Annotated in this window: 17 protein-coding genes; 6 read left to right on the forward strand and 11 right to left on the reverse strand. The window is 65.3% G+C overall.

Features of this window, described 5'->3' with window-relative positions:
- Nucleotides 1-78: 78 nt before the first annotated feature.
- The 4 genes from F7O44_RS20920 to F7O44_RS20935 form a co-directional block, all read right to left on the reverse strand.
- Nucleotides 79-1,278 (reverse strand): Gfo/Idh/MocA family protein, encoded by a 1,200-nt coding sequence (locus F7O44_RS20920; protein WP_162452251.1) that lies wholly within the window; start codon nucleotides 1,276-1,278, stop codon nucleotides 79-81.
- Between the two features lie 221 nt (nucleotides 1,279-1,499).
- The gene (locus tag F7O44_RS20925) at nucleotides 1,500-4,298 is read right to left on the reverse strand and encodes a PQQ-dependent sugar dehydrogenase (protein WP_162452252.1); all 2,799 of its coding nucleotides are present in this window, start codon (nucleotides 4,296-4,298) and stop codon (nucleotides 1,500-1,502) included.
- Nucleotides 4,299-4,451: 153 nt separating this feature from the next.
- The gene (locus tag F7O44_RS20930; RefSeq protein WP_222851559.1) at nucleotides 4,452-5,459 is read right to left on the reverse strand and encodes a sugar phosphate isomerase/epimerase family protein; all 1,008 of its coding nucleotides are present in this window, start codon (nucleotides 5,457-5,459) and stop codon (nucleotides 4,452-4,454) included.
- Nucleotides 5,460-5,775: 316 nt separating this feature from the next.
- On the reverse strand, nucleotides 5,776-6,960 hold the full coding sequence (locus F7O44_RS20935) for an ROK family transcriptional regulator (protein WP_425501417.1): 1,185 nt from the start codon (nucleotides 6,958-6,960) through the stop codon (nucleotides 5,776-5,778).
- Nucleotides 6,961-7,175: 215 nt separating this feature from the next.
- Between F7O44_RS20935 and F7O44_RS20940 the strand changes: the two genes are divergently transcribed.
- From F7O44_RS20940 to F7O44_RS20965, 6 genes are all read left to right on the forward strand, one after another.
- Nucleotides 7,176-7,661, forward strand: coding sequence for an anthrone oxygenase family protein (locus F7O44_RS20940; RefSeq protein WP_162452254.1), 486 nt, complete (start codon nucleotides 7,176-7,178; stop codon nucleotides 7,659-7,661).
- 180 nt (nucleotides 7,662-7,841) lie between these two features.
- Complete coding sequence (locus F7O44_RS20945) at nucleotides 7,842-8,471, forward strand: YceI family protein (protein WP_162452255.1); 630 nt, start codon at nucleotides 7,842-7,844, stop codon at nucleotides 8,469-8,471.
- 179 nt (nucleotides 8,472-8,650) lie between these two features.
- Nucleotides 8,651-9,787 (forward strand): FecCD family ABC transporter permease, encoded by a 1,137-nt coding sequence (locus F7O44_RS20950; protein ID WP_222851561.1) that lies wholly within the window; start codon nucleotides 8,651-8,653, stop codon nucleotides 9,785-9,787.
- The gene (locus tag F7O44_RS20955) at nucleotides 9,787-10,578 is read left to right on the forward strand and encodes an ABC transporter ATP-binding protein (RefSeq protein ID WP_162452256.1); all 792 of its coding nucleotides are present in this window, start codon (nucleotides 9,787-9,789) and stop codon (nucleotides 10,576-10,578) included. The genes F7O44_RS20950 and F7O44_RS20955 overlap by 1 nt, the downstream gene beginning before the upstream one ends.
- Nucleotides 10,575-11,561 (forward strand): ABC transporter substrate-binding protein, encoded by a 987-nt coding sequence (locus F7O44_RS20960; protein WP_162452257.1) that lies wholly within the window; start codon nucleotides 10,575-10,577, stop codon nucleotides 11,559-11,561. Before F7O44_RS20955 ends, F7O44_RS20960 begins: the two co-directional genes overlap by 4 nt.
- 257 nt (nucleotides 11,562-11,818) lie before the next feature.
- Nucleotides 11,819-12,076 (forward strand): hypothetical protein, encoded by a 258-nt coding sequence (locus F7O44_RS20965; protein ID WP_162452258.1) that lies wholly within the window; start codon nucleotides 11,819-11,821, stop codon nucleotides 12,074-12,076.
- A 73-nt stretch (nucleotides 12,077-12,149) separates the two neighbouring features.
- On the opposite strand, the gene F7O44_RS20970 is transcribed toward F7O44_RS20965, so the two are convergent.
- The 7 genes from F7O44_RS20970 to F7O44_RS21000 all read right to left on the reverse strand — a co-directional run bounded on the left by F7O44_RS20970 (nucleotide 12,150) and on the right by F7O44_RS21000 (nucleotide 21,890).
- Nucleotides 12,150-14,003 carry a C69 family dipeptidase gene (locus F7O44_RS20970; RefSeq protein ID WP_162452534.1) on the reverse strand — a complete coding sequence of 618 codons (1,854 nt, stop codon included), beginning with the start codon at nucleotides 14,001-14,003 and terminating at the stop codon, nucleotides 12,150-12,152.
- A gap of 141 nt (nucleotides 14,004-14,144) precedes the next feature.
- Entirely contained in the window at nucleotides 14,145-14,915 is a 771-nt protein-coding gene (locus tag F7O44_RS20975) for a DeoR family transcriptional regulator (protein ID WP_162452259.1), read from the reverse strand.
- A gap of 32 nt (nucleotides 14,916-14,947) precedes the next feature.
- The gene (locus F7O44_RS20980; RefSeq protein ID WP_162452260.1) at nucleotides 14,948-15,745 is read right to left on the reverse strand and encodes an HAD-IIA family hydrolase; all 798 of its coding nucleotides are present in this window, start codon (nucleotides 15,743-15,745) and stop codon (nucleotides 14,948-14,950) included.
- A 96-nt stretch (nucleotides 15,746-15,841) separates the two neighbouring features.
- Nucleotides 15,842-17,632 carry an ABC transporter permease gene (locus F7O44_RS20985; protein WP_222851563.1) on the reverse strand — a complete coding sequence of 597 codons (1,791 nt, stop codon included), beginning with the start codon at nucleotides 17,630-17,632 and terminating at the stop codon, nucleotides 15,842-15,844.
- Complete coding sequence (locus F7O44_RS20990) at nucleotides 17,629-18,858, reverse strand: ABC transporter ATP-binding protein (RefSeq protein ID WP_222851564.1); 1,230 nt, start codon at nucleotides 18,856-18,858, stop codon at nucleotides 17,629-17,631. Before F7O44_RS20990 ends, F7O44_RS20985 begins: the two co-directional genes overlap by 4 nt.
- Nucleotides 18,848-19,900, reverse strand: coding sequence for an extracellular solute-binding protein (locus tag F7O44_RS20995; RefSeq protein WP_162452261.1), 1,053 nt, complete (start codon nucleotides 19,898-19,900; stop codon nucleotides 18,848-18,850). The genes F7O44_RS20990 and F7O44_RS20995 overlap by 11 nt, the downstream gene beginning before the upstream one ends.
- A gap of 112 nt (nucleotides 19,901-20,012) precedes the next feature.
- Nucleotides 20,013-21,890: a glycerophosphodiester phosphodiesterase family protein gene (locus tag F7O44_RS21000; protein ID WP_162452262.1), complete on the reverse strand. Its 1,878-nt coding sequence runs from the start codon at nucleotides 21,888-21,890 to the stop codon at nucleotides 20,013-20,015.
- Nucleotides 21,891-22,176: the final 286 nt, after the last annotated feature.

Here is a 22,176-nt window from a genome sequence, read left to right on the forward strand (position 1 = left end):
TGTGGTCGCGAACCCGCGACCACAACCCACTGACGATCACCTCATCACGACCACAACCCACTGACGATCACCGCGTAGTTACACGGTGGTCCAGGCGCTGTCCTTGGTAGCGCTCCGCTCGACGGCGGCCAGCACCTTCTGCACCCGGAGCCCGTCCTCGAACGACGGCTCGGGGTCGCGGTCCTCCGCAATCGCCGTGAGCAGGTCAACAGCTTGGTGGGTGAACCCGTGCTCGTATCCGAGGAGATGACCAGGCGGCCACCACGCCTCGAGATAGGGGTGTTCGGGCTCGGTCACGAGGATCCGGCGGAAGCCCGCGGACGACGATTCCTCATCGGCGTCGTAGAAGTGCAGCACGTTCATGTCCTCGAAGTCGAATGCCAGCGCACCGGCAGAGCCGTTGATCTCGATCCGGATGGCATTCTTGCGGCCCGTGGCATACCGCGTGGCCTCGAAGGTAGCCAGCGCTCCACCGGTGAACCTGCCGAGGAAGACCGCGGCGTCGTCCACGGTGACCTCACCCAACTCGGCAGACTCCGCGTCACCGACGTGGCCGCCGAGCTTGCTGCCCGTCCCCGCCGCGGGCTCGGGCTGCGGGCGCTGCCGCCCAAAGGTCTCCATCATGGCGCTGACGCCGGAGATCTGTTCACCGGTGATGAACTGGGTGAGGTCGACGATGTGTGCGCCGATGTCGCCAAGTGATCCGGATCCTGCCCGATCCTTCTCCAACCTCCACGACATCGGCACCTGGGGATCGACCAGCCAGTCCTGCAGGTACTGAGCTCGCACATGGCGGATCTCACCGATGCGGCCCTGTGCCACCAAGGTCTGGGCCAGCTTGACAGCAGGGACGCGCCGGTAGGTGAACCCGACCATGGACCGCACGCCGCGATCACGTGCCGCTTGTGCCGCCTCGACCATGGCTTCGGCCTCGGCAACCGAGTTGGCCAGCGGTTTCTCGCACAGGACGTGTTTACCCGCCTCCAACGCCGCGATGGCGATCTCGGGATGGCTGTCGCCCGGAGTACACACGTCGACCAGTCCGATGTCGTCCCGGTTGATCAGCGCCCGCCAGTCGGTTTCGACTTGTTCCCAGCCGAACCTCTCCGCCACCGCGTGTGCACGCTCGACCTGCCGTCCCCCGAGCACGGCCAGCCGGGGCGCCAATGGCAAGTCGAAGAAGCTGCGTGCGTTGCGCCACCCGTGCGAGTGGGCAGTACCCATGAAGGCGTAACCCACCATGCCGATCCCCAGTATCGGCCTGCTGTCATCAGTCATAGAAGATCCCCTGTAGTTGATTACGGTTTTCTGGTGGCGAATCGTGGCCGAGCCAGCGCGAAGCCGAACTCGCCCGACGCAGGTTTCGTCTCCGAAACACCTCCGTGCTGACACTATTCAACGGCAGTGCTTGTGCGCTGGCGCGGCGACGCCCCGTCGTTCACGATGCAGAGTCCTCGCCGCCGGCACGGCGAGGACCCCGTCCTTACCCGCATGTGTCTTCAGCTACGCCCGCCGATGCCCGACCGCGCCGCGGCGCGAACCAGCAGCGCACGTTCGTTGCTGGTAATGACAGCGTCGGCCAGCAGGTCGCGGGTGACACCGTCGACATGCGAGACGAACTCACCACGGTTGCGCCACTCCCGCCCGTCGTCGAGCAGTTCGCTGACGCAGGTTCCGGTCCCGGCATCCCGGTCTTCGACTCCGGAATCGGCGACACCAAGCACAATCGTGCCCTCGCACACCTGCGACGGCGGCGGCCCCGCCACTCCTTCGCCTATCGCATCGAAGAAGTTCAGGTTGAACAGCTCCGCATCCGCGTCGGCGTCCGGGTTCGTGAACACCAGGTACGCGGTGAACGTCGTGCCCGGATCGTTCACCTCGGTCGACACGAACTCCCAATCGCCCCCGGTGTTGGTCACCTCGGCAGCGCCGAGCAGTTCCCCGTCCGGCGCATCGCGGCGAAGCTCGATGGTTCCGCCGGCTCCCTCGGAGCGGACCCGGAACTCGATCTCGTCGATGTTCAGCAGGTGCACCGGTTCGAAGGCCACCCAATCGCCGTGGTTCACGTCGGACAGCCGCTGACCACCGCTCTCCTCCGGGTCTTGCGCGTTCTGGGTGCTCACCCCTTCGGCCGCGTCGTAGAACTGCGCCTGCTTCCGCTTCGGCTGAAGTGTCACCTGATCGGTACCGGTCAGGGTGGGCAGGCCCTCGGCGCCGCGGTCGGTGTACCGGGCCGTGAGCACCCAGTACACGTTCAGATCCGGACCGTGTCCGGAGTCGGCGGGGGTGTCGAAGGTACCCTCGCATCCTCGCTGCTCACCCATGGGATGAGCATGTTCGTCGTGACCGAGGGCGGAGTTCAGGATCACCTCGTCGCAATTGATGTCGCCGTCTTCGACGTCGGTCACGTCGATCCGATAACCGCCACCTTCGCCCCAGTCGAAGAACCCGCCGTCCACCGGCAGCGCCAGATCGACCTCGGGCGCGGTATTCCCGACGACGATCGTCGTGCCTGCCTGTCCGGTCAGCCCATTGGTGTCGGTCACGGTCAGCGTGACCGGGTAGACGCCGTTTTCGGTGAACGTGTGCGTGGGGTGTGTCTCGGTGGATGTCGCTCCGTCGCCGAAGTTCCAGTGGTACTCGGCGATCTCCACGTCCTCGTCCGGGTGCTCCGTCCCTTCGCTGGAGAAGGCAACTTCGAGCGGGGCCTGGCCGGAGCGTACCGACGGGGTCACCCGGGCACGTGGCGAGCGGCCGTCGGCGACGTAGTCAACCCTGGACAGCTGTGCCAGCGGGTGCTCGACGAAGAACCCGCCGCCGTACTCCAGCACGTACAGTGAGCCGTCGGGTCCCCACTCCATGTCCATCGGAGCGTTCCAGTCCATATCCGGCAGCATGTCGGTGATCTCGTGCACGGCTGTGCCGTCGTCGTCGAGATGGAACTGCTTGATGTAGTTCCGGGTCCACTCGTAGAAGAGTGGCACGCCGTCGAACTCCACCGGGAACGCCGTCGGGAACTGCTCAGCCACGTCGGCGTCGTACTGGTAGGCCGGCCCGCCCATCGGCCCGCCACCGCCACTGCCCAGCTCGGGGAACTCCGGGACGACGGTGCTGTTGTGGTACCACACCTCGGCGGGGGTCATCGGGGGCAGTTGTTCTAGGCCGGTGTTGAGCGGCGACTCGTTCACCGGGGCGTCGCAGTCGAAGGTGTCTCCCGACTCACCGGTTTCGAAGTCGTAATCTACGTACGGGAACTTGTTGCCCACGCAGTACGGCCAGCCGTGGTTGCGAGGCTCGGTGATGACCACCCATTCGATCGTCGCCCGGGGGCCGCGATCCGGATTCGGCGCGCTCGCGTCCGGGCCGTAGTCGCCGAGGTAGACCGCATCGGTCACGGGGTCGACGGAGAACCGGAACGGGTTGCGGAAACCCATCGCGTAGATCTCCGGCCGGGCCAGTTCGGGATCGTAGACCCCATCCGGGAACAGATGGTCCCACTCGCCGCTGGTGAACATGTTGTCGTCCGGAACGTCGTAGGAACCGTCCTCGTTCACGGTGATCCGCAGCAGCTTCCCCCGCAGATCAGCCGTGTTGGCCGAGGTACGTTGCGCGTCGAACCCCGGGTTGCGATACGGGCGAACGTCGATCGGCGTGTAGTTCTGCGATTGGAACGGATTGGTGTCGTCGCCGGTGGACAGGAACAGGTTGCCCTGTGAGTCGAAACCGATATCCCCGCCGTTGTGGCAGCACAGTCCCCGGTTGATCGGCACCTCGAGAATCTCCTGCTCGGAGTCCAGGTCAATGTAGGGGTTCACCGGGTCGTCGACGAACTGGAACCGCGACAGCACGTTGTGCCCGACGTAGTCGTCGAAAATGCTCGTGTCACCACCAGGCTCGACCTCATTCGGCGCGGGCCCTTCCGGGAAGCCGGGGATCACCGGCGAGTAATACACGTACACCCAGCCGTTGTCCTCGAAATCCGGATCCAGCGCGATGCCCTGCATCCCGTCCTCGGAGAACTGGTACACCGGCAGCGACGTGATCACGCGGGTGCTTGCCGTCTGCGGATCGTAGAGGCGGAACTGGCCCTGCCGGTTCGTGTGCAGCACCCGCCGGTCCGGGAGAACCGCCATCGACATCGGCTCACCGACTTCACTCGTCAGGGTGATCTTTTCGTAGTCTTCCCAGTCGGTGTCGGGATGGTCATGCGCGCCCGCGGGGGCCACGCCGGCAAGGCCTGCCGCGGCGACGGCGATGGCCGAGATCACGGCCGCGATTCGGGTTGATATCGACATCATCTGACATTTCTCCTTGTCAGGCAGGTAGTGCGGAGGGTCGGCCCACTTTGCGCGCCTGGTCACTCATGAACGCCGCAATGGGCCGGCCCTCGCGTATTGCAGTCCTCGAACGCCACAGGTGCGCAGTGCCCGGAGACCAGAGGCCGTGATCCGTCAGCCGCGAAGCGTCGACATCGCCTCGTAGCTGCGCTCCGCGGCGCCGAAGGCTCCGCCGAGCTCCGGCGGGGTGCCGGGAGCGTTGTCCTGCTCCCACAGCGAGATATATGCGCCGACGGCCCGGAGTTCGCGATAGAACGACGCGAAGTCGATATCACCCGCGCCGAACTCGACGATGTCGTAGCCGTTCGGGTTGTCCGGGTTGCTGGCGCCGTCCTTGGCGTGGAAAAGGGGATAGCGGCGTGGGTTCGCTTTGACGTACTCGACAGGTTCGAAGCCCGGAGCAATGTGCTGCCCGGCGTAGGCCCAGTAGATGTCCATCTCCAGGTAGACGAGCTTCGGGTCCGTCTCGGACAGGAGCAGGTCGTAGAGACGCACACCTGGATCGTCCGCGGCGAAGCGGAACTCATTGTGATGATTGTGGTGATACCACTTGAGCCCGCGCGCGGCCGCGGCGGCGCCAAAACCGTTGAACTCTTCGGCAGCCGCCTTGTAGCCGGCCACCGTGCGGTTACCTGGAGACACCGGCTCGTTGGCCGTGCCGATGTAGGGCAACCCGAGGGTTTCGGCGATGTCTAGCTCAGCCTCCATGTTGTTGCGGAAATCGTTGATGCCGCGGTGGCCGCCGATGCCGTTGAGCCCGTTGTCGTCGAGCAGCTGCCGGATCCGCGCGGGCGTGATGCCTGGCTCGGCCGACGAGGTGTAGCCGGCGAACTCCACATGCCGGTACCCCATCCGGGAGAGCTCTTCGAACACGGCCCGGAATCCTAATTCGCTGACGAGGTTACGGATCGTGAACAGCTGGATGCCGATTCGCCCGCGTGGGATGAGCCGGGCTCTTGGCGCCGCCGAGGCCGAGAGTGAGCTTGCGATGGTGGCCGTACTGACGGCCGCCGTTGTACCTGCGACAGCGCTCAGAAACTGCCGCCGGTTGATCTCCGGACGTGCCATGTCGTTCTCCTGGTGAATGAGACCGAAGACGATGGGCAGTTGCGCGGGGCGCATATGCGCGAGGTTCACCACCTCCGTCCGGCGCCCGACAGTGACTGGTTGATGTCGAAACATATTGTTAACCAAGCAATAGGTCAATACTTTTCGTCAAACTTTCGACATAAACTTGCGAAAGAACGACGGCCGTCCGCGTTTAGTTGGGCGCATTGGTCGCATGCGGCGTAAAAGTCGCCGAATCCGGTGATCGTCAGTGGGTTGTGGTCGCTGTGAGGTGATCGTCAGTACGCCGTGGTCGTGGGACTACGACCACGGCGTACTGACGATCACCGGCATTTGGGGCGCGCAAGGCAGCCCGTGCCAGGATCCGCGCTCAACCAGCCGCGTAGACGGCTTCGCTGATCAATGCCGCCGCACCGACGACACCGGCATCGTCGCCCATCTCACTGAGCACGATCGGCAGGTTCCCAGTGGCCAACGGCGGCGAGCGACGGTAGACGACGCCTCGCACCTCGGCGAGCAACGGATGCCCGAGCCGGGCAACCCGGCCCCCGATGACGATCAGACCGGGGTTGAAGAATGACACGAGGCTCGCCAGCACCCAGCCCACCCGATTGCCGCCGTCCCGGATCAATTGGACGGCATGCCCGTCACCCCGGCTGACGGCTTGAGCGACGTCGGCCGCCGTCAGCTCGCCTTTCTCCTCAAGCAGTGCGGCGAGGGCGGGCGAGCGACCGTTGCGGACAGCGGCCAACGCGTCCCGCGCGAGGGCCGCGCCACCGAAATACGCTTCCAGGCATCCAGTGTTGCCGCAGGCACACATCGGCCCGACCTCCTCTACGCGGATGTGCCCGATGTCGCCCGCGCAGCCGTCGACGCCGCGGTACAGCTGGCCGCCCACGATGATGCCGCAGCCGATTCCGGTTCCTATCTTGACGAATAGGAACGACGGCGCCGACTTCGCGACCCCCGAATGCTGCTCCCCCAACGCCATCAAGTTGACGTCGTTGTCCAGCAGAACCGGGCACCCGAGCTCGCGGGCCACCGCATCACGCACCGGATAGCCGTCCCAACCCGGCATGATCGGCGGTGCTGCCGGAATGCCGCCGTGGAAGTCCACTGGGCCGGGTACACCTATACCCACACCTGCCGGCCGGTCGATGTTCTGCTCAGCCAGCACCTCGCGAGTCAGCTCCAGGGCCGCACCGAGCACGTGTTCCGGGCCCAAGCGCACATCCATCGCCATGTGGTGACGCTCGCCCAGCACAGCCAGCCGGCCGTCGGTGATCGCCACGGACATCGATGTCGCGCCGATGTCGATTCCGACGAAGCGCAGGTCGGCCGAGAGGTCAACCAGGGTGGAGCGGCGCCCGCCGCGTGAAGCCGCGGGCCCAGCGGGCTCGGCGAGACCGAGCTCGGCGAGGCGGTTGATCTCACCAGCCATCGTCGTGCGGGAGACCCCCATCCGGTCCGCCAGCTGAACGCGCGACAACGGACCTTCGTCCCGCAGCAGTTTCAGAACCTTGGCCTGGGTGGGATTTTCGGCCCGGCCGGCCAGTGTGTGTGGCACGGGTTTCATCCTGCCACGCGGCCGTTTCGCCAACGGTCTCGCCACTCAGCAGCGTCGGTGATCGTTGTCAGCTTTTCGCTGTCGAAAATAGCACAATCGGGACACAAAGCCGCCGGACAACAGCCTGAAACCGGCAACGATCAACGAAGGGCTGGGTACTGGATAGGACCAGTATGCGGCGCACGCTGTGGCAAGCTATGCCCATGATCGATGGCCCGATACATGTCCTGACCACGGTCGCAGCCGTGGGATCCGCTGTCATGGCCGGCTGTTTCCTCATCTTCTCGGTCATGGTGATGCCCGCGCTGGCCCGGCTTTCCGCAACCCAAGGCATCGCGGCGATGCAGCAGATCAACATCGTGGCCATCCGGCCGGTCTTCATGACGACGCTGTTCGCTCCGGCGCTGATCTCGATCGTGCTGCTGATCGTCTCGATCGCTGAACTGGGCGAAACCTGGGCCGGATACGTGCTGGCGGGCAGCGTCACTTACCTCATCGCAGCGATCGTGGTGACCGCCGGCTACAACGTCCCGCGCAACAACGCGCTCGCCGAGCTGGATCCGGCCGACCCGAACGCCGAAGCCCACTGGGGGCAGTATGTCAGGGAGTGGACCAGGAGCAACCACGTCCGCGCACTCGGTTCACTGGCGGCGGCCGTCCTCTTCACCCTCGCCCTCGTTTCCCGTTGATCATGCACACAGCGCCGCGCCACAACGCGGCCTATTGTTCACAGTCCTCTGAGATGAGGGCTTGATTCGATTCATCCGGTACGATATGGCCGAAATGTCTATGTAGCTGCTCGTCAGGTCACCATTACTTGACAATGACGTGAACCGCATAGGCCGAACATGTCATGCACGGGGGTGCACATGGCCGAGCCTGCCGGCGTGCGCGAATGGAACGGCGCACACCTGCCTCTGCCCGGAACTTTCACCATCGACCCTACCCACACCACCGTGGGCTTCGTCGCACGCCATCTGATGGTGACGCAGGTCAGAGGCAGGTTCGAAGAGGTGGAGGGGGTCATCCACGTCGCCGAGAATCCGCTCGATTCCCGGGCCGGCGCGACCATCAAAACAGCGAGCATCGTCACCGGTGCCGCTGATCGCGACGCCCACCTCAGCAGCTCCGACTTTCTCGACGTCGAACACTTCCCCTCGATCTCCTATGTCTCACGAGAGATCATCGGCGGCGACCCCGACGCCAAGTGGGACATGGTCGATGGCAAGGTAGTACGCCGCCGTCGTGGCAGCGGGCGACTCCTGGTCACCGGCGACCTGACGATCAAGGGAATCACCCGGCCGATCACTCTCGACCTCTCCATCGACGGCGTCACCGGCGACCCATGGGGCGGTGAACGCCTGGCGCTCAGCGCCACCGGCGAGATCGACCGAGAAGCCTACGGCATGACCTGGAACGTCGCACTCGAAACGGGCGGCTGGCTGGTGTCACAGAAGATCCGGATCGAGATCCGCGCTCAGGCCGTTCGCGCCGGCTGAGCCGCGCAGCCGACGCGGGCTCCGGTCACCCCACAACAGCACCGGCCCGGGATACGCATAAGCCCATTCAAGAAATGATTCTCACTCTTGTTACGATACCCGTGCACATGGAATGAACCGACCCGTCGGTTCATCATACGAGAATGACGATCATTTCCTGAACTGAGAGGCTGCCGACAGTGACCGTGCCTGCCGGAACACAGCAGGCCACGTCCAACGACCCCCACCATCAGAGCACTCATACCGATGGTCGGGACGCGCCCAGAGTTCGATGGCTGAGCACCCGCGGCGGCATCGCTCTGGCGGTAGTTGTACTTACCGTCCTGCTGGTGGTGTCCGTTGTGGTAGCGATCGGCCTCGGCTCGGCCGTGGTGCCGCCGTCCGACACCGCCCGTTATCTGTGGGCGTCCGTGACCGGTGGCAGTATTCCAGCCGACGAATCCACCCGCTACCAGATCATCTGGCAGGTCCGCACCCCACGGGTGCTACTCGCGGTCATCGTCGGAGCGGGCCTGGGTGTCGTGGGCGTGGTGATTCAGGCAATGGTGCGCAACGCCCTCGCCGACCCCTTCATCCTGGGCGTCTCTTCGGGCGCTTCCGTGGGTGCGGTGACCGTCGGCGTGTTCGGAGCGCTCGCCACCGTGGGGATCTACGCCGTTTCCATCGGCGCGTTCCTGGGCGCGCTCGGAGCCACCCTGCTCGTCTTTCTGATCTCGTACTCCCGGGCAGGTGTCATGCCGTTGCGGCTGGTGCTGACCGGAGTCGCGATGTCGTTCGGCTTCCAGGCGATCATGAGCGTGATCATCTACTTCGCCCCCAGCAGCGAGGCCACGAGCACGGTGCTCTTCTGGTCGATGGGTAGCTTCGGCGCGGCGACGTGGGGCGCGCTGCCCGTCGTGGCGATCGCGGTAGCCGCCGGCCTCGTCGTACTGCACCGGTTCAGCCGACCCCTGGACGTCATGGCGCTGGGCGACGAAACCGCCGCGAGCCTCGGAGTGGACGCCAGCGGCGTGCGCAAAGTCCTCTTCGCGCTCACCGCCGTCATGACCGGCGCGATGGTCGCGGTCAGCGGCGCCATCGGGTTCGTCGGGCTGATCATCCCGCACATCGTGCGGATCATCGTGGGCGCCAGTCATCGTCGCGTGCTCACCATCACACCCTTCGTCGGCGCCATCTTCATGGTGTGGGTCGACCTCGTGTCGCGCACGCTGGTGGCTCCCCGCGAGCTGCCTCTGGGCGCGATCACCGCGCTCGTCGGCGTCCCGGTCTTCATCACCCTGATGCGCCGCAAGAGTTACCTGTTCGGGGGCCGTTGATGGACCTCAACCTTGATCTGCTCTCGGTGCGCCTGAACGGCACAGACCTGGTCCGCGAGCTCTCACTCGACGTCCGCTCCGAGCACGTCGTAGGGCTCGTCGGGCCGAATGGGTCCGGCAAGTCCACTGCGCTGCGGTGCGTGTATCGGGCGCTGAAACCGAGCTCCGGCGCCGTGTGGATCGGCGACCACGATCTCAGCACTCTCAGTCTGAGGCAGAGCGCGCAGCTGGTAGCCGCGCTGAGCCAGGAGAGCGGGACCGACCTCGATTTCACCGTCGAGGAAGTGATCGCCCTCGGACGCACCCCCCACCTGCGTGGCAATCAGCCGCTCAGCGCACGGGAGCGGGAGCTGTGCCGGCGCGCGATGAAGCAACTCGATGTGACCCACCTGGCGCACCGCGGAGTGCTCGAACTCTCCGGTGGAGAACGTCAGCGTGTGCTGGTGGCACGCGCCCTTGTGCAGGAGCCGCGCGTGCTGGTGCTCGACGAACCCACGAACCACCTCGACGTGCGCCACCAAATCGAGCTGCTCTCACTGCTCAAGGGGTCCGGCCTGACCGTGCTCATCGTCTTGCACGACCTCAACCTCGCAGCAGCAGCCTGCGACCACCTGGGCGTGCTCGCCGGCGGCCGGCTGGTGGCATCCGGAACTCCGCGCGAAATCCTGACCACTGCGCTGATCCGGAACGTCTTCGGCGTCGACGCCGAGATCATCGCCCATCCCCTCACCGGCGACCCCCAGCTCTTGTATTCGCTGGACCCGGATCTTGTGAAAGGAACCCCGTCATGACCCCGACCCGCAAAACGCTCGCTGTCCTGACCGCCGGCACACTGCTCGCCGGCTGCGGCGCGGATATCGAGAACGACGACAACACCACCGAAGCGGTCACCGTCAAACGGTGTGGTGAAGACGTCGAATACACCACACCTCAGCGAGCTGTGGTGTACGAAGGCGGCAGCGCGGACAAGATGTTCGCCCTGGGGCTCACCGATCACGTGCACGGATACGTGATGCCTCCGGCCAATCCGCCGGTGGAGGATTCGCCATGGGCATCGGAGTACGAGAAGGTGGAATTTCTCAGCGACGACCTGCTGAACCGGGAACTCGTGGTCGACGCGGAAGCGGATTTCGTCGTCGCCGGCTGGAATTCGGGCTTCAGCGACCAACGCGGCATCACCCCCGAGATCCTCGACGGACTCGGGATTCAGAGTTTCATGCACACCGAGTCGTGCTTCAACTATCCAGGCTTTCCCGAACGGGTGGACCCATTCGACGGGCTCTACGCGGACCTAGAGCGGCTGGGCCAGATCTTCGGCGTCGAGGACCGCGCGGACGAGTTGGTCGAAGAAATGCAGGCGCGCGTCGAAGCCGTCCAGGAACAGCTTCCCGAGGCTGACCAGTTGCGGGTGTTCCTTTACGATTCCGGCACCGACCAGCCGTTCACGGCCGGCAACCAGGTGCCTCCGAACGACATCATCCGTTTTGCCGGCGGCGAGAACATCTTCGCCGATCTCGATGAGCGCTGGGTGCAGGTCGGATGGGAGTCGGTCGTCGCCGCGGACCCTGAGGTGATCGTCATCCTCGACTACGGCGACCAGCCCGCGGACGAGAAGATCGAATTCCTGAAGACGTCATCGGTCACCAGCGAACTGCCGGCGGTGGTCGAGGACAATTTCTTCGTTCTCGACTACAACGAAGGGATCAGCAGTCCGCGTAATATCGACGGTCTGGAAAAGTTCGCTGGCTACCTACGCGATCTCCAGGATTCCTGACAGGATCGGCTCGAAATAGTCACCTAGAGTTATTAGTGCTGCTCCGAGACGGGTTGGGGGATGAATGAAGAGTCATGATTCCCCCAGTCCGGAGAATAAACGACCCTACTCATTGCGCGATAAGTATAGTAAACTCTGACTTCCTGCCAGGTGTACTTCCACCTCGCCCCATTCGATTTGCACCGCATACACATAGCCCGCTTCGGCTGCCCCGCTGGGACCGAGGCGGGTTTCGACGCGCATGTAAAGGGGGGTTGATGACTGAACAGCCAGACGACGACGCCGTGGCCGGACTCTATGTCTCACCGCAAGTATTCACCGCCGCCTTGCTCGGCGCTCTTATTCGCCAAGCGGGTGGCCGGGTCACCGTCTCAGAGCGGGCTTACAAGAAAGAAGCCGCGCGGGTCATGGAGGGCCTACGTACCGGTCTGACCGTCGAGCGGAGCCCGAAGAAGGGACACTTCTCCGTCCGGATGATCTCCGATCAGCACACAACAGACACACCACGCGAGTGAGACAGTAGCCCACCATCATGATGACCGCGGGCCGTCGAGACACGACGGCCATCACGATCGCCGGGCACGTCATTCAGGCGCGCCGCCGCAGCAGCATGGAGAGCGCGGCACCGAGCAGCAGACCCACCAAGCCGGCGGCCACTGCCCATCCCCACACCATGCCGTTGGCCCCAGATGCCTCGGCACGGAAATCCGGAACATCGTCGGGGTCGCCATAGGCGCCCTGCCGGTCGAGCGTGTTGCCGTCGGTCCAGCCGCCGCCCACGTCACAGTTCACCCGGTCTCGGGCCGACACGCCGTCGAGCTCCATGCTCAGCGATCGAGCCGAAGCGGTGGTGCCTTCAGGAACTTCCACGTCGGGTTGCCGCAGCCCACCGTCCTGCCGCAACTGATCCAGTACCGACTCCAGCAGATGGTTGGCCAGCGTCAGCCCGTCCATGGCCTGAGCGGCGGTGTAGGCGGTCAGAACTCGCGCGCCGTCGCCGCCGTTGGAGTACGCGTCCGATGCCTCCTGCAGTACGTCCGGCCACTCCTCGAGGATTCCGGCTTCGAATCCTTCGAGCGCATCGGTGACGTTCGCCAGATGAGCCTCGGGCCGAGCACACGTGGCATACATCAGGCGTTTGAAGGTCTGGGTCGCGTACTCGGTCGCCTCTTGTTCGGCATACTCCGGATTCAGATAGCTCGACGCCGCACCCGACGTCAGGTACCGGTGCTGGGTGTACTCGACCGGAACGGCCTCGGTCCCGATGGCGATCGGAATGTACGGAGCGGTGGCCGCCGCCGTAGACGCCACCCAGAGGGTCGCGAGCTCGGGGTGGTCGAGATCATCACGCAGCTCGGCGACGTGGCCGTAGCCGGCGCGGTCGTCGGACCATCGCGGATCACGGACCAGCCGCATCATGTCCTGCAGAGTGACCGGCGCGAGCTCTGCCAGCTCGGCTTCCAGTGATACCGGGTTCCGGTAAGGTGCGGGATCCTCAGGGTCGGCGACTTGTCCGATATCGAACTCGCCGGTCGGAAACTCCTGCTGGTATACCTCCTGGATATTGAACGGCTCGCCAGCGTCGGGGTCGTACCACTCCTGCTCCACCGCGAAGTCGATCAGCTTGGCTGAGCCGAGGTAGTCCGGATGTTCGCCATCGACCGCCTCGACCGGAAACTCGTGCATATAACCGGGATACGAAACCCTGATGTCGTCGGAGCCGAGGCGCTCGGCGGCCCAGAGACCTTCCCCGCCGGAAAACTCGATAAAGATCCACCCCTCGTTCTCGTCGGCGAACAAGTGCGAGTTGCCGCCGTAGGTGGTGTAGCCGTAGGTGTCGATGAGATCGCCGAGGATCTCGACCGCTTCGCGGGCACTCGTGGCGCGCTCCATCGCGATGCGCGAGAGATCCGAGTAACTCGGCCCGGTCTGGTCCTCGGGTGTCATGTCCCACAGTTCCTCGCGGGAGTTGGACCACACGTCGCGAGCGGCGACGTTGTGCTCATTCAGGCCGCCGTTCGTCAGCGGGGCGGGGAAACCGGCGAACTCGGAGTAATTGGAGGTGATGTAACGCGCGGTCTCCGGCACCTGCGGGATCTCGGTCAGCTGACCAGGCATGTCCGCCTCCTCGGTGGCCCCGACAGTGATCGTCGAACCCTCCGGGTGGGTCTGCCGTGGCACCACTTCGACCCAGTGGCTCGAGGGCTCGTGCCCGAAGCCACCGAGCAGCACGTGACCATCAGCGGTCAGGTCTTTGCCGACGTAGAAGGCGATGCTCTTGTCCGGATCGGCAGCACGCTGGCCAGCGGCGACACTACTTTCGCCAGCATGTGCGCCGGGCTCTGCCGGGGCGGCCGACGCGGGCACCGCCAGCGCCGCGAGCGAGAGTGCGCTCAACGGAATCAGTGCAGGCACAAGGACAAGAGACAGACATCGACGCATGGTGGTACGTGGCTCCTCACTCATGGGACGTGACGGCGCTCAGAGGCCGCTCACACCTTCGGGCCCGCTGCTGGGCGGGCACCCTTCTCAACTCATCTGATCATGCCAGCCACGTCCGTCTGGGCGCAGGTCGTCGCCTATCTAATGCTGCTCGCCGGCGTAGATCACCTCGACTTCGAGCTCGGCCAGCGCCGCCTCGAAGTCTTCAGCCAGCGGACGATCGGTGACCAGCGCCGATACACGTTCGAGCGGCGCTGATGCGAACTGAGCCACGATGCCTATCTTCGTGTGATCGGCGACGACCACCACCGAGCCCAAGGTGCCGGCGATCATCAACCGGGCGATCTCACTCTCGCCCTCGTTCGGGGTGGTCAATCCGTATCTGAGGCTGATGCCGTCGACCCCGATGAAACAGCGGTCGGCATGCATCGACCGGATTGCTTGCGCGGCCAGTGGGCCGACGTAGGAATTCGACCGTTGCCTGTACCGCCCCCCGGACAGGACGAGTTCATTGCCCTCACGCCATGCTTCGAGGGCCGCGGCGTTGTTGGTGATAACGCGCACGCCCTGCTTCAACGCCAGATGCCGCAGCACCTGCAGGTTGGTGGATCCGCTGTTGACGAAGATGATCTCGCCCGGCTCGACGAGGTCGGCAGCGGCCTGACCGATGGATCTCTTCGCACCGACCTCCAACTCGTCCTTGTCGTCATAGCGCGGCTCGGAACTCATCCGCCGCGTCAGGATGGAGCCGCCGTGGGTGCGTTCGAGCACCCCTTTGGCTTCCATGCGGGCCATGTCCCGGCGGATCGTCGTTTCCGAAGCACCGAGCTCCTTGCTCAGGTCGGATACGCGCACCGCGCCCGCCTCGATGAGCCGATCGTAGATACGTTGCCGGCGCTCCTCGGGTATCACGATGATTCTGCCTGTTGGTTCATGGCTGCCTCTTAGTGCGTCTGAGATCCAGCTCCGTCGGTGAGCACCCTGGCGAACTCGGATAGGTCGTCACACACGATAGTCGGTTTCAATGCCGAGGCCTCGGCAGCTGCCAGCGATGTCGCGCCGCTGAGCAAGAGCGCGGAGTTGGCGCCACAGTCCAGCGCCATCCGCACATCCGTTTCGAGGCGGTCCCCGACCACCCAGCAGTCGTCCGTCGTTCCGCCATAGCGGGCCAGCGCCAGCTCGACCATTCTGACCGACGGCTTACCGACAACCTCGTCGATCGGCCAGCCCGTAGCTGTCTCGATCGCGGCGATCAGGGCGCCGCAGTCAGGCACCTGCCCGTCCACGAGGGGGCAGGTGGGATCAGGGTTGGTGGCGTAGACGGGTATCCCGTCCCAGCGGGCCGCGCAAATGGCGTCGAGCTTGGCATAGGTGAAGTCGCGGTCCCAGCCCAGCCCCACGACGTCGGCCATCCGGTGGTCTTCGACCGGGCGGAGGCCGGCCGAGGCGATCTCATCGTGTAACGCCTCCGCTCCGACCACGTACACCGCGGCTCCGGCGCCGAAGACGTCCAGCAGCCGCGTCGAGAGCGCCTCGCTGGCCGTCAGCATCTGGGTGGGCTCCAGCTTGACGCCGAGGCGTTCGAGCTTCTTGACGTACGCCGACGTCGGCGACAACGAATTGTTGGTGACGAACACACATTGGTGACCACGTTCGGCCAGCAGTTCCAGGGCCTCGACCGCGCCCGGAATCGCCTCGTCCCCCCGATAGACCGTGCCATCGAGATCAACAACGATATACATCCATCAACCCTTGTCGTGTCATGAGCGCATGACGCTCGTCGGTGGCCCCTGGCCGGGGCCACACGTGGATAGGTGCGGGAATCGGTGACGGCCATCTCAGCGATTCGGAGACATGCCGCCACTGAGCCGGTAGGCGATCTGCTGCAGCAGCACCACGATCACCACCAGTAGGACGGACAGCGCCGAAGCGGTGAAAATCTCGCCTCGATGTAGTGCTTCGAAGATGCGGTAACTCATGGGTTGCCAGGCGGCCGGAGCCATCAGCACGGTGATACTCGTCTCCTTGATCACCGTGACGAACACCAGGATCGACCCGGCAAGCAAGCCCGGTGCCAGCAGCGGGAAGATCACCGTCGACACGGCGGTGAACCGGGACGCGCCGAGGCTGCTGGCCGCCTCCTCGACGTCGTTGCCGATCGCCTGCATGCTCCCGGCCGTCGACCGCAGCATGTACGGAAGCCGGCGGATCGCATACCCGACAACCAGCAGGAACGCACTCCCGGTCAGCACGAGGGGGCCCGCGTTGAAGGATTGGATGAGCGCGATGCCGAGCGCGATTCCCGGAACGATCAGCGGGATGGTGGTCAAGAAATCCAGACCGGTGGACTTGTGACGGTGCACGAAATAGGTGATGAACGTCCCGGCCACCAGGCAGATCAGCAACGCTCCGGCGCCGAGGATCAGGCTGTTGATCACGTTGTCGAAACCCCGGCCGAAGACCCGCTCATAGTGGGCGAGGGTCCACTCCTGCGGAGCCAGGCTCGCGCTCCAGCGCCGCGAGAACGACATCACGAACACCGACAGCAACACCAGCGTCGGCAGCAGCACGACGATCGAGCTGTACACGGCCAGCCCGCGGCACAGCCCCTTGGACCGGTTGAGCTCGATGGTCGCACCTCTGCCGGTCAGTGTGCCGTACCCCTTGCCGCGCAGCACCAGCCGCTGGAGCCCGAAGAACGCCGCCACGACGGCCGTCATCACGATCACCAGAACCGAGGCGCCGGCCCAGTTGAAGAAACCCGCGATCTCGCGATAAGCCTGTACGACGATCAGGTTGAGGTCGGGCGGCGCGAGCACGATCGCCGCGCCGAAGTCGGAGAACGCGATCGCGAAGATCAGCAGGGCACTGGAGATCACCCCAGGCAGTGCCAGCGGCAGTGTCGCGGTGAAGAACGGCGTCATGCCGCGGGCGCCGAGGTTCATCGCCGCGTTCTCCACCGATACGTCAGCTACCCGGAAGGCCGCCACCATGGGCCAGAGGACGAACGGGAACAGGAAGAACACCATGGCCAGCACGATTCCGGTCATGGAATTGACGTTGAAGATCGTCCCGTCGCCGCCCAGGCGTTGATACAGAGCGGTCGCCCAGCCGGACCGGCCGAACATGATGATCAGGCCGCCGGCGCCGACCATCGTCGGGATCACGATCGGTACCGTGCACAACACCATGAGGGTGCGCTTGAACGGCATGGCCGTGCGCGCGATCCCGTACGCGATCGGCATCGCCATCAAGGTCGTGATCAGCGCCACCCAGGTCGCCAGCACCAGGCTGTTGCCCAGAGCCGAGACATAGGCCGGGCGGGTCACCGTGTCGATGAACGTGCCGAAGGACGCGTCGGCCAGCCGCTCCAGATTGGTGGTGCGCAGCTGCCCGTCGAAGACGGCGCCGAGCAGGTTGGCCGGCTGCCCGGTGAGGCTCACCACCACCAGCGAGATCAGCGGGATGAGCAGGAAGACGGCGAAGAACGTCCAGATCAGTACGCGGACGACCCCTAGTGTGTCGAGATGGCGGCGCAACCAGCCGCGCGGCCCGGATCGCCCGGGGGCCGAATCGGCTTGCGGCCCCGTCTCCGGGGCGGCCGGCTCGCGGGTGCCCACGCCACTCACGGCCGGTCCTCCGGGGCGAGCAGGCGCACCCGCGACGGATGAACGCCGAGCACGACGTTGTCGCCGACCTCCATCAACGACGACGGCCCGCCGAAGGAATGCTCGGCGAGAACCAGCCCGGCCGGCGTCTCGACCTCGTACTGCACGATGGCGCCCAGGAAACCGACGTGGCGCACCCTGCCCAGCAACTGGTTAGGCTCTCTCGTGCCGCCGCCGGCAGCGGAGCCACCATTGTCCGGCGCCCGCGACACGTTGATCGCCTCCGGCCGGATGAGCACCTTGCACTGCTTGTCAGCGGCGTCCCAGCTGTCTTCGGAGCGAAAGCCCAGGCCGCCGACGTCAACGCGTGACCCCACGCCGTCCGATCGCCCGGCGATCTGACCGTCCAGCAGGTTGGACGTCCCCACGAAGTCAGCCGCCCACGGCGTGGCTGGGCGTTCGTAGAGTTCCGATGGCTTGGCGACCTGGACGATCTTGCCGTCTCGCATCAGCGCGATCCGGTCGGCCATGCTCATGGCCTCTTCCTGATCGTGGGTCACGAAGATCGTCGTGATGCCGACCCGCTGCTGGATGTCGCGGATCGTGTACCGCATCTGATTGCGCAGCTTGCGGTCCAGATTAGACAGCGGCTCGTCCATGAGCAGCACCGACGGCTGTTTGACCAATGCCCGCGCCAGGGCCACTCGCTGTTGCTGCCCGCCGGAGAGCTGGCTGATCTTGCGGCGTTCGTATCCGGCCAGATCCACCTGTTCCAGGGCCCGCGCCACCTCGTCGCGCACCTCCGCCTGCCGATGGGCGATCCGGCCGTTCAGCAGGCTGCCGATGGCTCCCGCCCGGCGGCCCACGCCCCCGTGCAGGCGGTCCATGAGCAGGCCGTAGGCCACATTGCGGAAGACGTCGTAATGCGGGAAGAGGGCGTAGTTCTGGAAGACCATGCCGGTGTCGCGTTGCGCGGGCGACAGCCCGGCGACCGCACGCCCGGCGATCTCCACGTGCCCTGACGTCGGCTGCTCGAAGCCGGCGATACACCGCATCGTGGTGGTTTTGCCGCATCCCGAGGGTCCGAGCAGCGCGAAGAACTCGCCCTGCTCGATGCCGACGCTGACGCCCTGGACAGCGACGGTGTCGTTGAACTTCTTCGTCAGGTCCCGGAGCACGAGGAAGCCGTCGCCGCCGGTAGCCGACGCCTGATCGGCCGTCTCGGCCAGCATGTTGTCAGCTGCCATAACGGTCTGCCCACTCCGTCCGGGTGCTGTCGTAGTTCTCCGAGACCCAGTCGACGTCGAGATCCATGGCGAAATCGACAACGTCCTCCGGAGACAGCGGGATCCGCATGTCGACCTCGTCATTGGCGACCAGGTAGTGCCAGTCGGCGCGGATCTGCTGGCCCTCAGGGCTCAGGAACCATTCGATGAACTGCTGCGCACCCTCCGGGTTGGGTCCGTCGGCGATCAGCGTGATCGGGTTGACCAGCACGGGAGTGTTCTCGGGAATGTGGAACTCGACCGGCGCGCCCTGCTGCTCCTGCAACTGGTAGGGCATGAACTCGAAGGCCACGCCGAGCGAGGCCTCGCCCTGGGCCACCGCCTGGGTGGGCCCGGCCCCGGAGTCGGGGATGGCGCTGGCGTTCTCGACGATCTGATCGAAGTAGTCCCAGGCCGCGTCCTCGCCCTGCGACATCACCTGGCTGAGCACGAATAGCGTGGCGGTACCGGACGCCGCCGGGTTGGGCAGCTGGATCTCGCCGTGCCAGCGCTCGTCGGCCAGCTCCTCCCAGGTCTGTGGGAGCTCGTCCTCGCTGACCAGTTCGGTGTTGTAGGCCAGGCCGAGCACGAAGATGTCTGCCCCGATCCAGTACCACTCGTCGTCGCGCATCTGGATCGGTCCCTCGAACAGCTCCCAATCCGAGACGACGTCCGGGGTGTAGGACTCGAGGAGGCCGTTCTCCTTGGCGAACTCGAACGGCATGAACCCGCCGCCGCCGTACCAGACGTCGCCACGCGGATTGTCCTGCTCGGCGAGCATCTGGTTGACGATCTCGTTGGTGCCGCCGGAGGTCACCGTCACGTTACCGCCGACCTGGTCCTCGAACGCCGACGCGATCTCCTCGGTCATGTCCGCGGTCTCGGGTGAATAGAAGTTGATCGTGCCGATGCCGCCGTCGTCGTTCGACCCGCCACACGAGGCGAGAAGCAGCGCGGCTGTCGCGAGCACGGCCGTCGTCCCCAGCGCTCTACGTGATCTCCGCCAGTTGTTCGTCGTACCCATATCGATTTAGTTCCTTCCGTGAGTCCTCGGTGATCGTCAGTGCGTTGTGGTCGCTGTGGGGTGATCATCAGTACGCCGTGGTCGTTGGGTTACGACCACAACGCACTGACGATCACCGGAGGGCGTGGGCGTCCGCCGCGATGAGCTCACCGGGATGAGCTCCGAGGTCACCCCGGTTCACGGCCTGCTCCGCCAGCCGCGCCGTACGGCTCCAGTCCTGCTGATCGATCGCGGCCAGCAACTGGTCGCGGATGTGTTTGGGGACCTCGGGCCCGGTGGCCAGCCGGACCAGACCCTCTGCCGACGCCTCCACGGTGACCACCGCCGACGCCTCGGCTTCTCCGGCCACACCGGTCACCACCGCAAACAATGTGTGCTCGCCCAGTTCCAGGCTGTCGGCGTCAATGACGCTGCCCTGTTCGACGGGCTCGCCGTCGAAGGTGATCTGGATGTCGTGCGCCCGCTCGGTGACGACCGCGGGGACGATGACGTCGCCGCGGCGCAGCACCGCGCCGTCGGCCGGAGAGACAATCTGCACGGTCGGCTCCTCGGGCACGGTCTGCACATGCCGCGCGTTCCATCCGACCAGCCGGCCCGGATGGTCGGTGATCACGCCGTCCACGCCGAGGTCGCGCAGGATCTCCCACTGATCGGGATCGTTGACGGTGTACGGCATCACGGCGATGCCGGCGTCGTGCAGTTCTGCGATCGCCTCCGGGCGATCTTGGAGCCGCGCCCAGGACGGGTTGTAGGAGACAACGTCGAAATCCCGGGCGACCGCGGCCGGATCGGAGTCGATCGTCGAACGCAGCAACGCCAGGCGCAGGTCCGGCTCGATCTCACGCGCGTCACGAAGGACCTGCTCGTCGAAGCTCTGCAGGATCACCTGGTCGAGTTGGTCTCGCTCGCGGATCACATCGATCGTGGTCACCATCTCGTCATAGGTCTCCGGCCCCTTGATCTCGAGCAACAGTTCCGGGGCCCGGCCCTTCATCAGATCGAGGACGTCGGCCAGGGTGGGAACCGGCTGCCCGGCGAAGGCCGCCGAGAACCATGAGCCCGCGTCCAGGCCCGAGACATAGTCGGCGGTCACGTCCCGCAATGCGCCGGTGCCGTCGGTGGTGCGGTCGAGCGTGCTGTCATGTAGGACGATCGGCACCCCGTCGGTACTGCTGTGAACGTCGATTTCGATGTACTCCGCACCGGTGCGCATACCGGCTTCCACCGCCGCCAAGGTGTTCTCGGGCGCAACTCCGGAGTAACCCCGATGCGCGATCACCGCCGGAACCGAGTCCGGCCCGATCGGGCGGGTGATCGGGTCGTCGTCGATCTCAACGACCAGGACGTCATCAAAGGACACTGTTGCTCCGTTCGCTATCAGGCCGAGAACTCCTTCGTCAGAACGATGCAACGCGGCCGTGCTCACGACCACCTCATCGTCGAAAATCCAGGTGGCCCGGCTGCCCCGAACCTCGATCGCGACCCGCACATCGTTCCCCGTGCCGGCGTCGTACGGTGCGGGAGCGGTATCAGTCACGTTCCAGGAGTTCGAGGCCGTGCGCTGGGCGAATTCCAGGCCGTTGTGCGCTGAGGTGCCACTGCGCATGGTCGCGATCCACCACGGCGTCGAGCCGTCGGCGGCGATGTCGAGCGCCACGGCGGCCCAGCGTGCGCTGTTGACCACCTCATCGAACCGGACCGTTACCTCGACGCGGTAGTTACGCAGGTTCGGTCCGAAGGTGATCCGCGATTGCTGCGACGACGATTCGCTCGCGCCGACCAGCCGGCCGTCCTCGACGCTCCAGGCACCTTCGACGGCATTCCAGCCATCCGGGATCTCACCCCCGGAGAAGTCCTCACTGAGCACCACCCGAGGCTCGTCCGGCCCGGCCGCGGCGGGCACGTCGGAGGTGGCCGGCGCTGTGACAAGCAGGGCGGATGCCAGCGGCATGACCGCCAACGCCGAGACGGTGAGTTGGGCCAGCCGCACGGGGCACCTCCTGGACGAGGATCAGGGCAGGGACCAAACCGATCGAGACCGAGCAGAAACGTTCAGGCATACCCGAATTCCCGGGAGTCTAGGTGCCGCATTACGCTCGGTCAAGAGATGATCAAGGAGTAATCGGGCAGAAACCGCCATCTTGCGCCACTCTTGCTTCAAACTCGTGGACCGCGACTACTCTTCCAGCGCAGACCGCACCGGCCCGCTGAGTCGAGGTGGTGGTTGTCGCCTCCATCCGGGGAGTGGTCGGGCGCGCGGAGGGGCGACGAAGGAG

This window comes from Phytoactinopolyspora mesophila (assembly GCF_010122465.1).
In the GTDB taxonomy this organism is placed as follows: Bacteria; Actinomycetota; Actinomycetes; order Jiangellales; family Jiangellaceae; genus Phytoactinopolyspora; species Phytoactinopolyspora mesophila.

What these genes read in the sequence shown, in the direction of transcription:
- F7O44_RS20920 (WP_162452251.1), bottom strand. Translation starts at nt 1,278, where the DNA reads ATGACTGATGACAGCAGGCCGATACTGGGGATCGGCATGGTGGGTTAC.
- F7O44_RS20925 (WP_162452252.1), bottom strand. Translation starts at nt 4,298, where the DNA reads ATGATGTCGATATCAACCCGAATCGCGGCCGTGATCTCGGCCATCGCC.
- F7O44_RS20930 (WP_222851559.1), bottom strand. Translation starts at nt 5,459, where the DNA reads ATGCGCCCCGCGCAACTGCCCATCGTCTTCGGTCTCATTCACCAGGAG.
- F7O44_RS20940 (WP_162452254.1), top strand. Translation starts at nt 7,176, where the DNA reads ATGATCGATGGCCCGATACATGTCCTGACCACGGTCGCAGCCGTGGGA.
- F7O44_RS20945 (WP_162452255.1), top strand. Translation starts at nt 7,842, where the DNA reads ATGGCCGAGCCTGCCGGCGTGCGCGAATGGAACGGCGCACACCTGCCT.
- F7O44_RS20955 (WP_162452256.1), top strand. Translation starts at nt 9,787, where the DNA reads ATGGACCTCAACCTTGATCTGCTCTCGGTGCGCCTGAACGGCACAGAC.
- F7O44_RS20960 (WP_162452257.1), top strand. Translation starts at nt 10,575, where the DNA reads ATGACCCCGACCCGCAAAACGCTCGCTGTCCTGACCGCCGGCACACTG.
- F7O44_RS20965 (WP_162452258.1), top strand. Translation starts at nt 11,819, where the DNA reads ATGACTGAACAGCCAGACGACGACGCCGTGGCCGGACTCTATGTCTCA.
- F7O44_RS20970 (WP_162452534.1), bottom strand. Translation starts at nt 14,003, where the DNA reads ATGCGTCGATGTCTGTCTCTTGTCCTTGTGCCTGCACTGATTCCGTTG.
- F7O44_RS20980 (WP_162452260.1), bottom strand. Translation starts at nt 15,745, where the DNA reads ATGTATATCGTTGTTGATCTCGATGGCACGGTCTATCGGGGGGACGAG.
- F7O44_RS20990 (WP_222851564.1), bottom strand. Translation starts at nt 18,858, where the DNA reads ATGGCAGCTGACAACATGCTGGCCGAGACGGCCGATCAGGCGTCGGCT.
- F7O44_RS20995 (WP_162452261.1), bottom strand. Translation starts at nt 19,900, where the DNA reads ATGGGTACGACGAACAACTGGCGGAGATCACGTAGAGCGCTGGGGACG.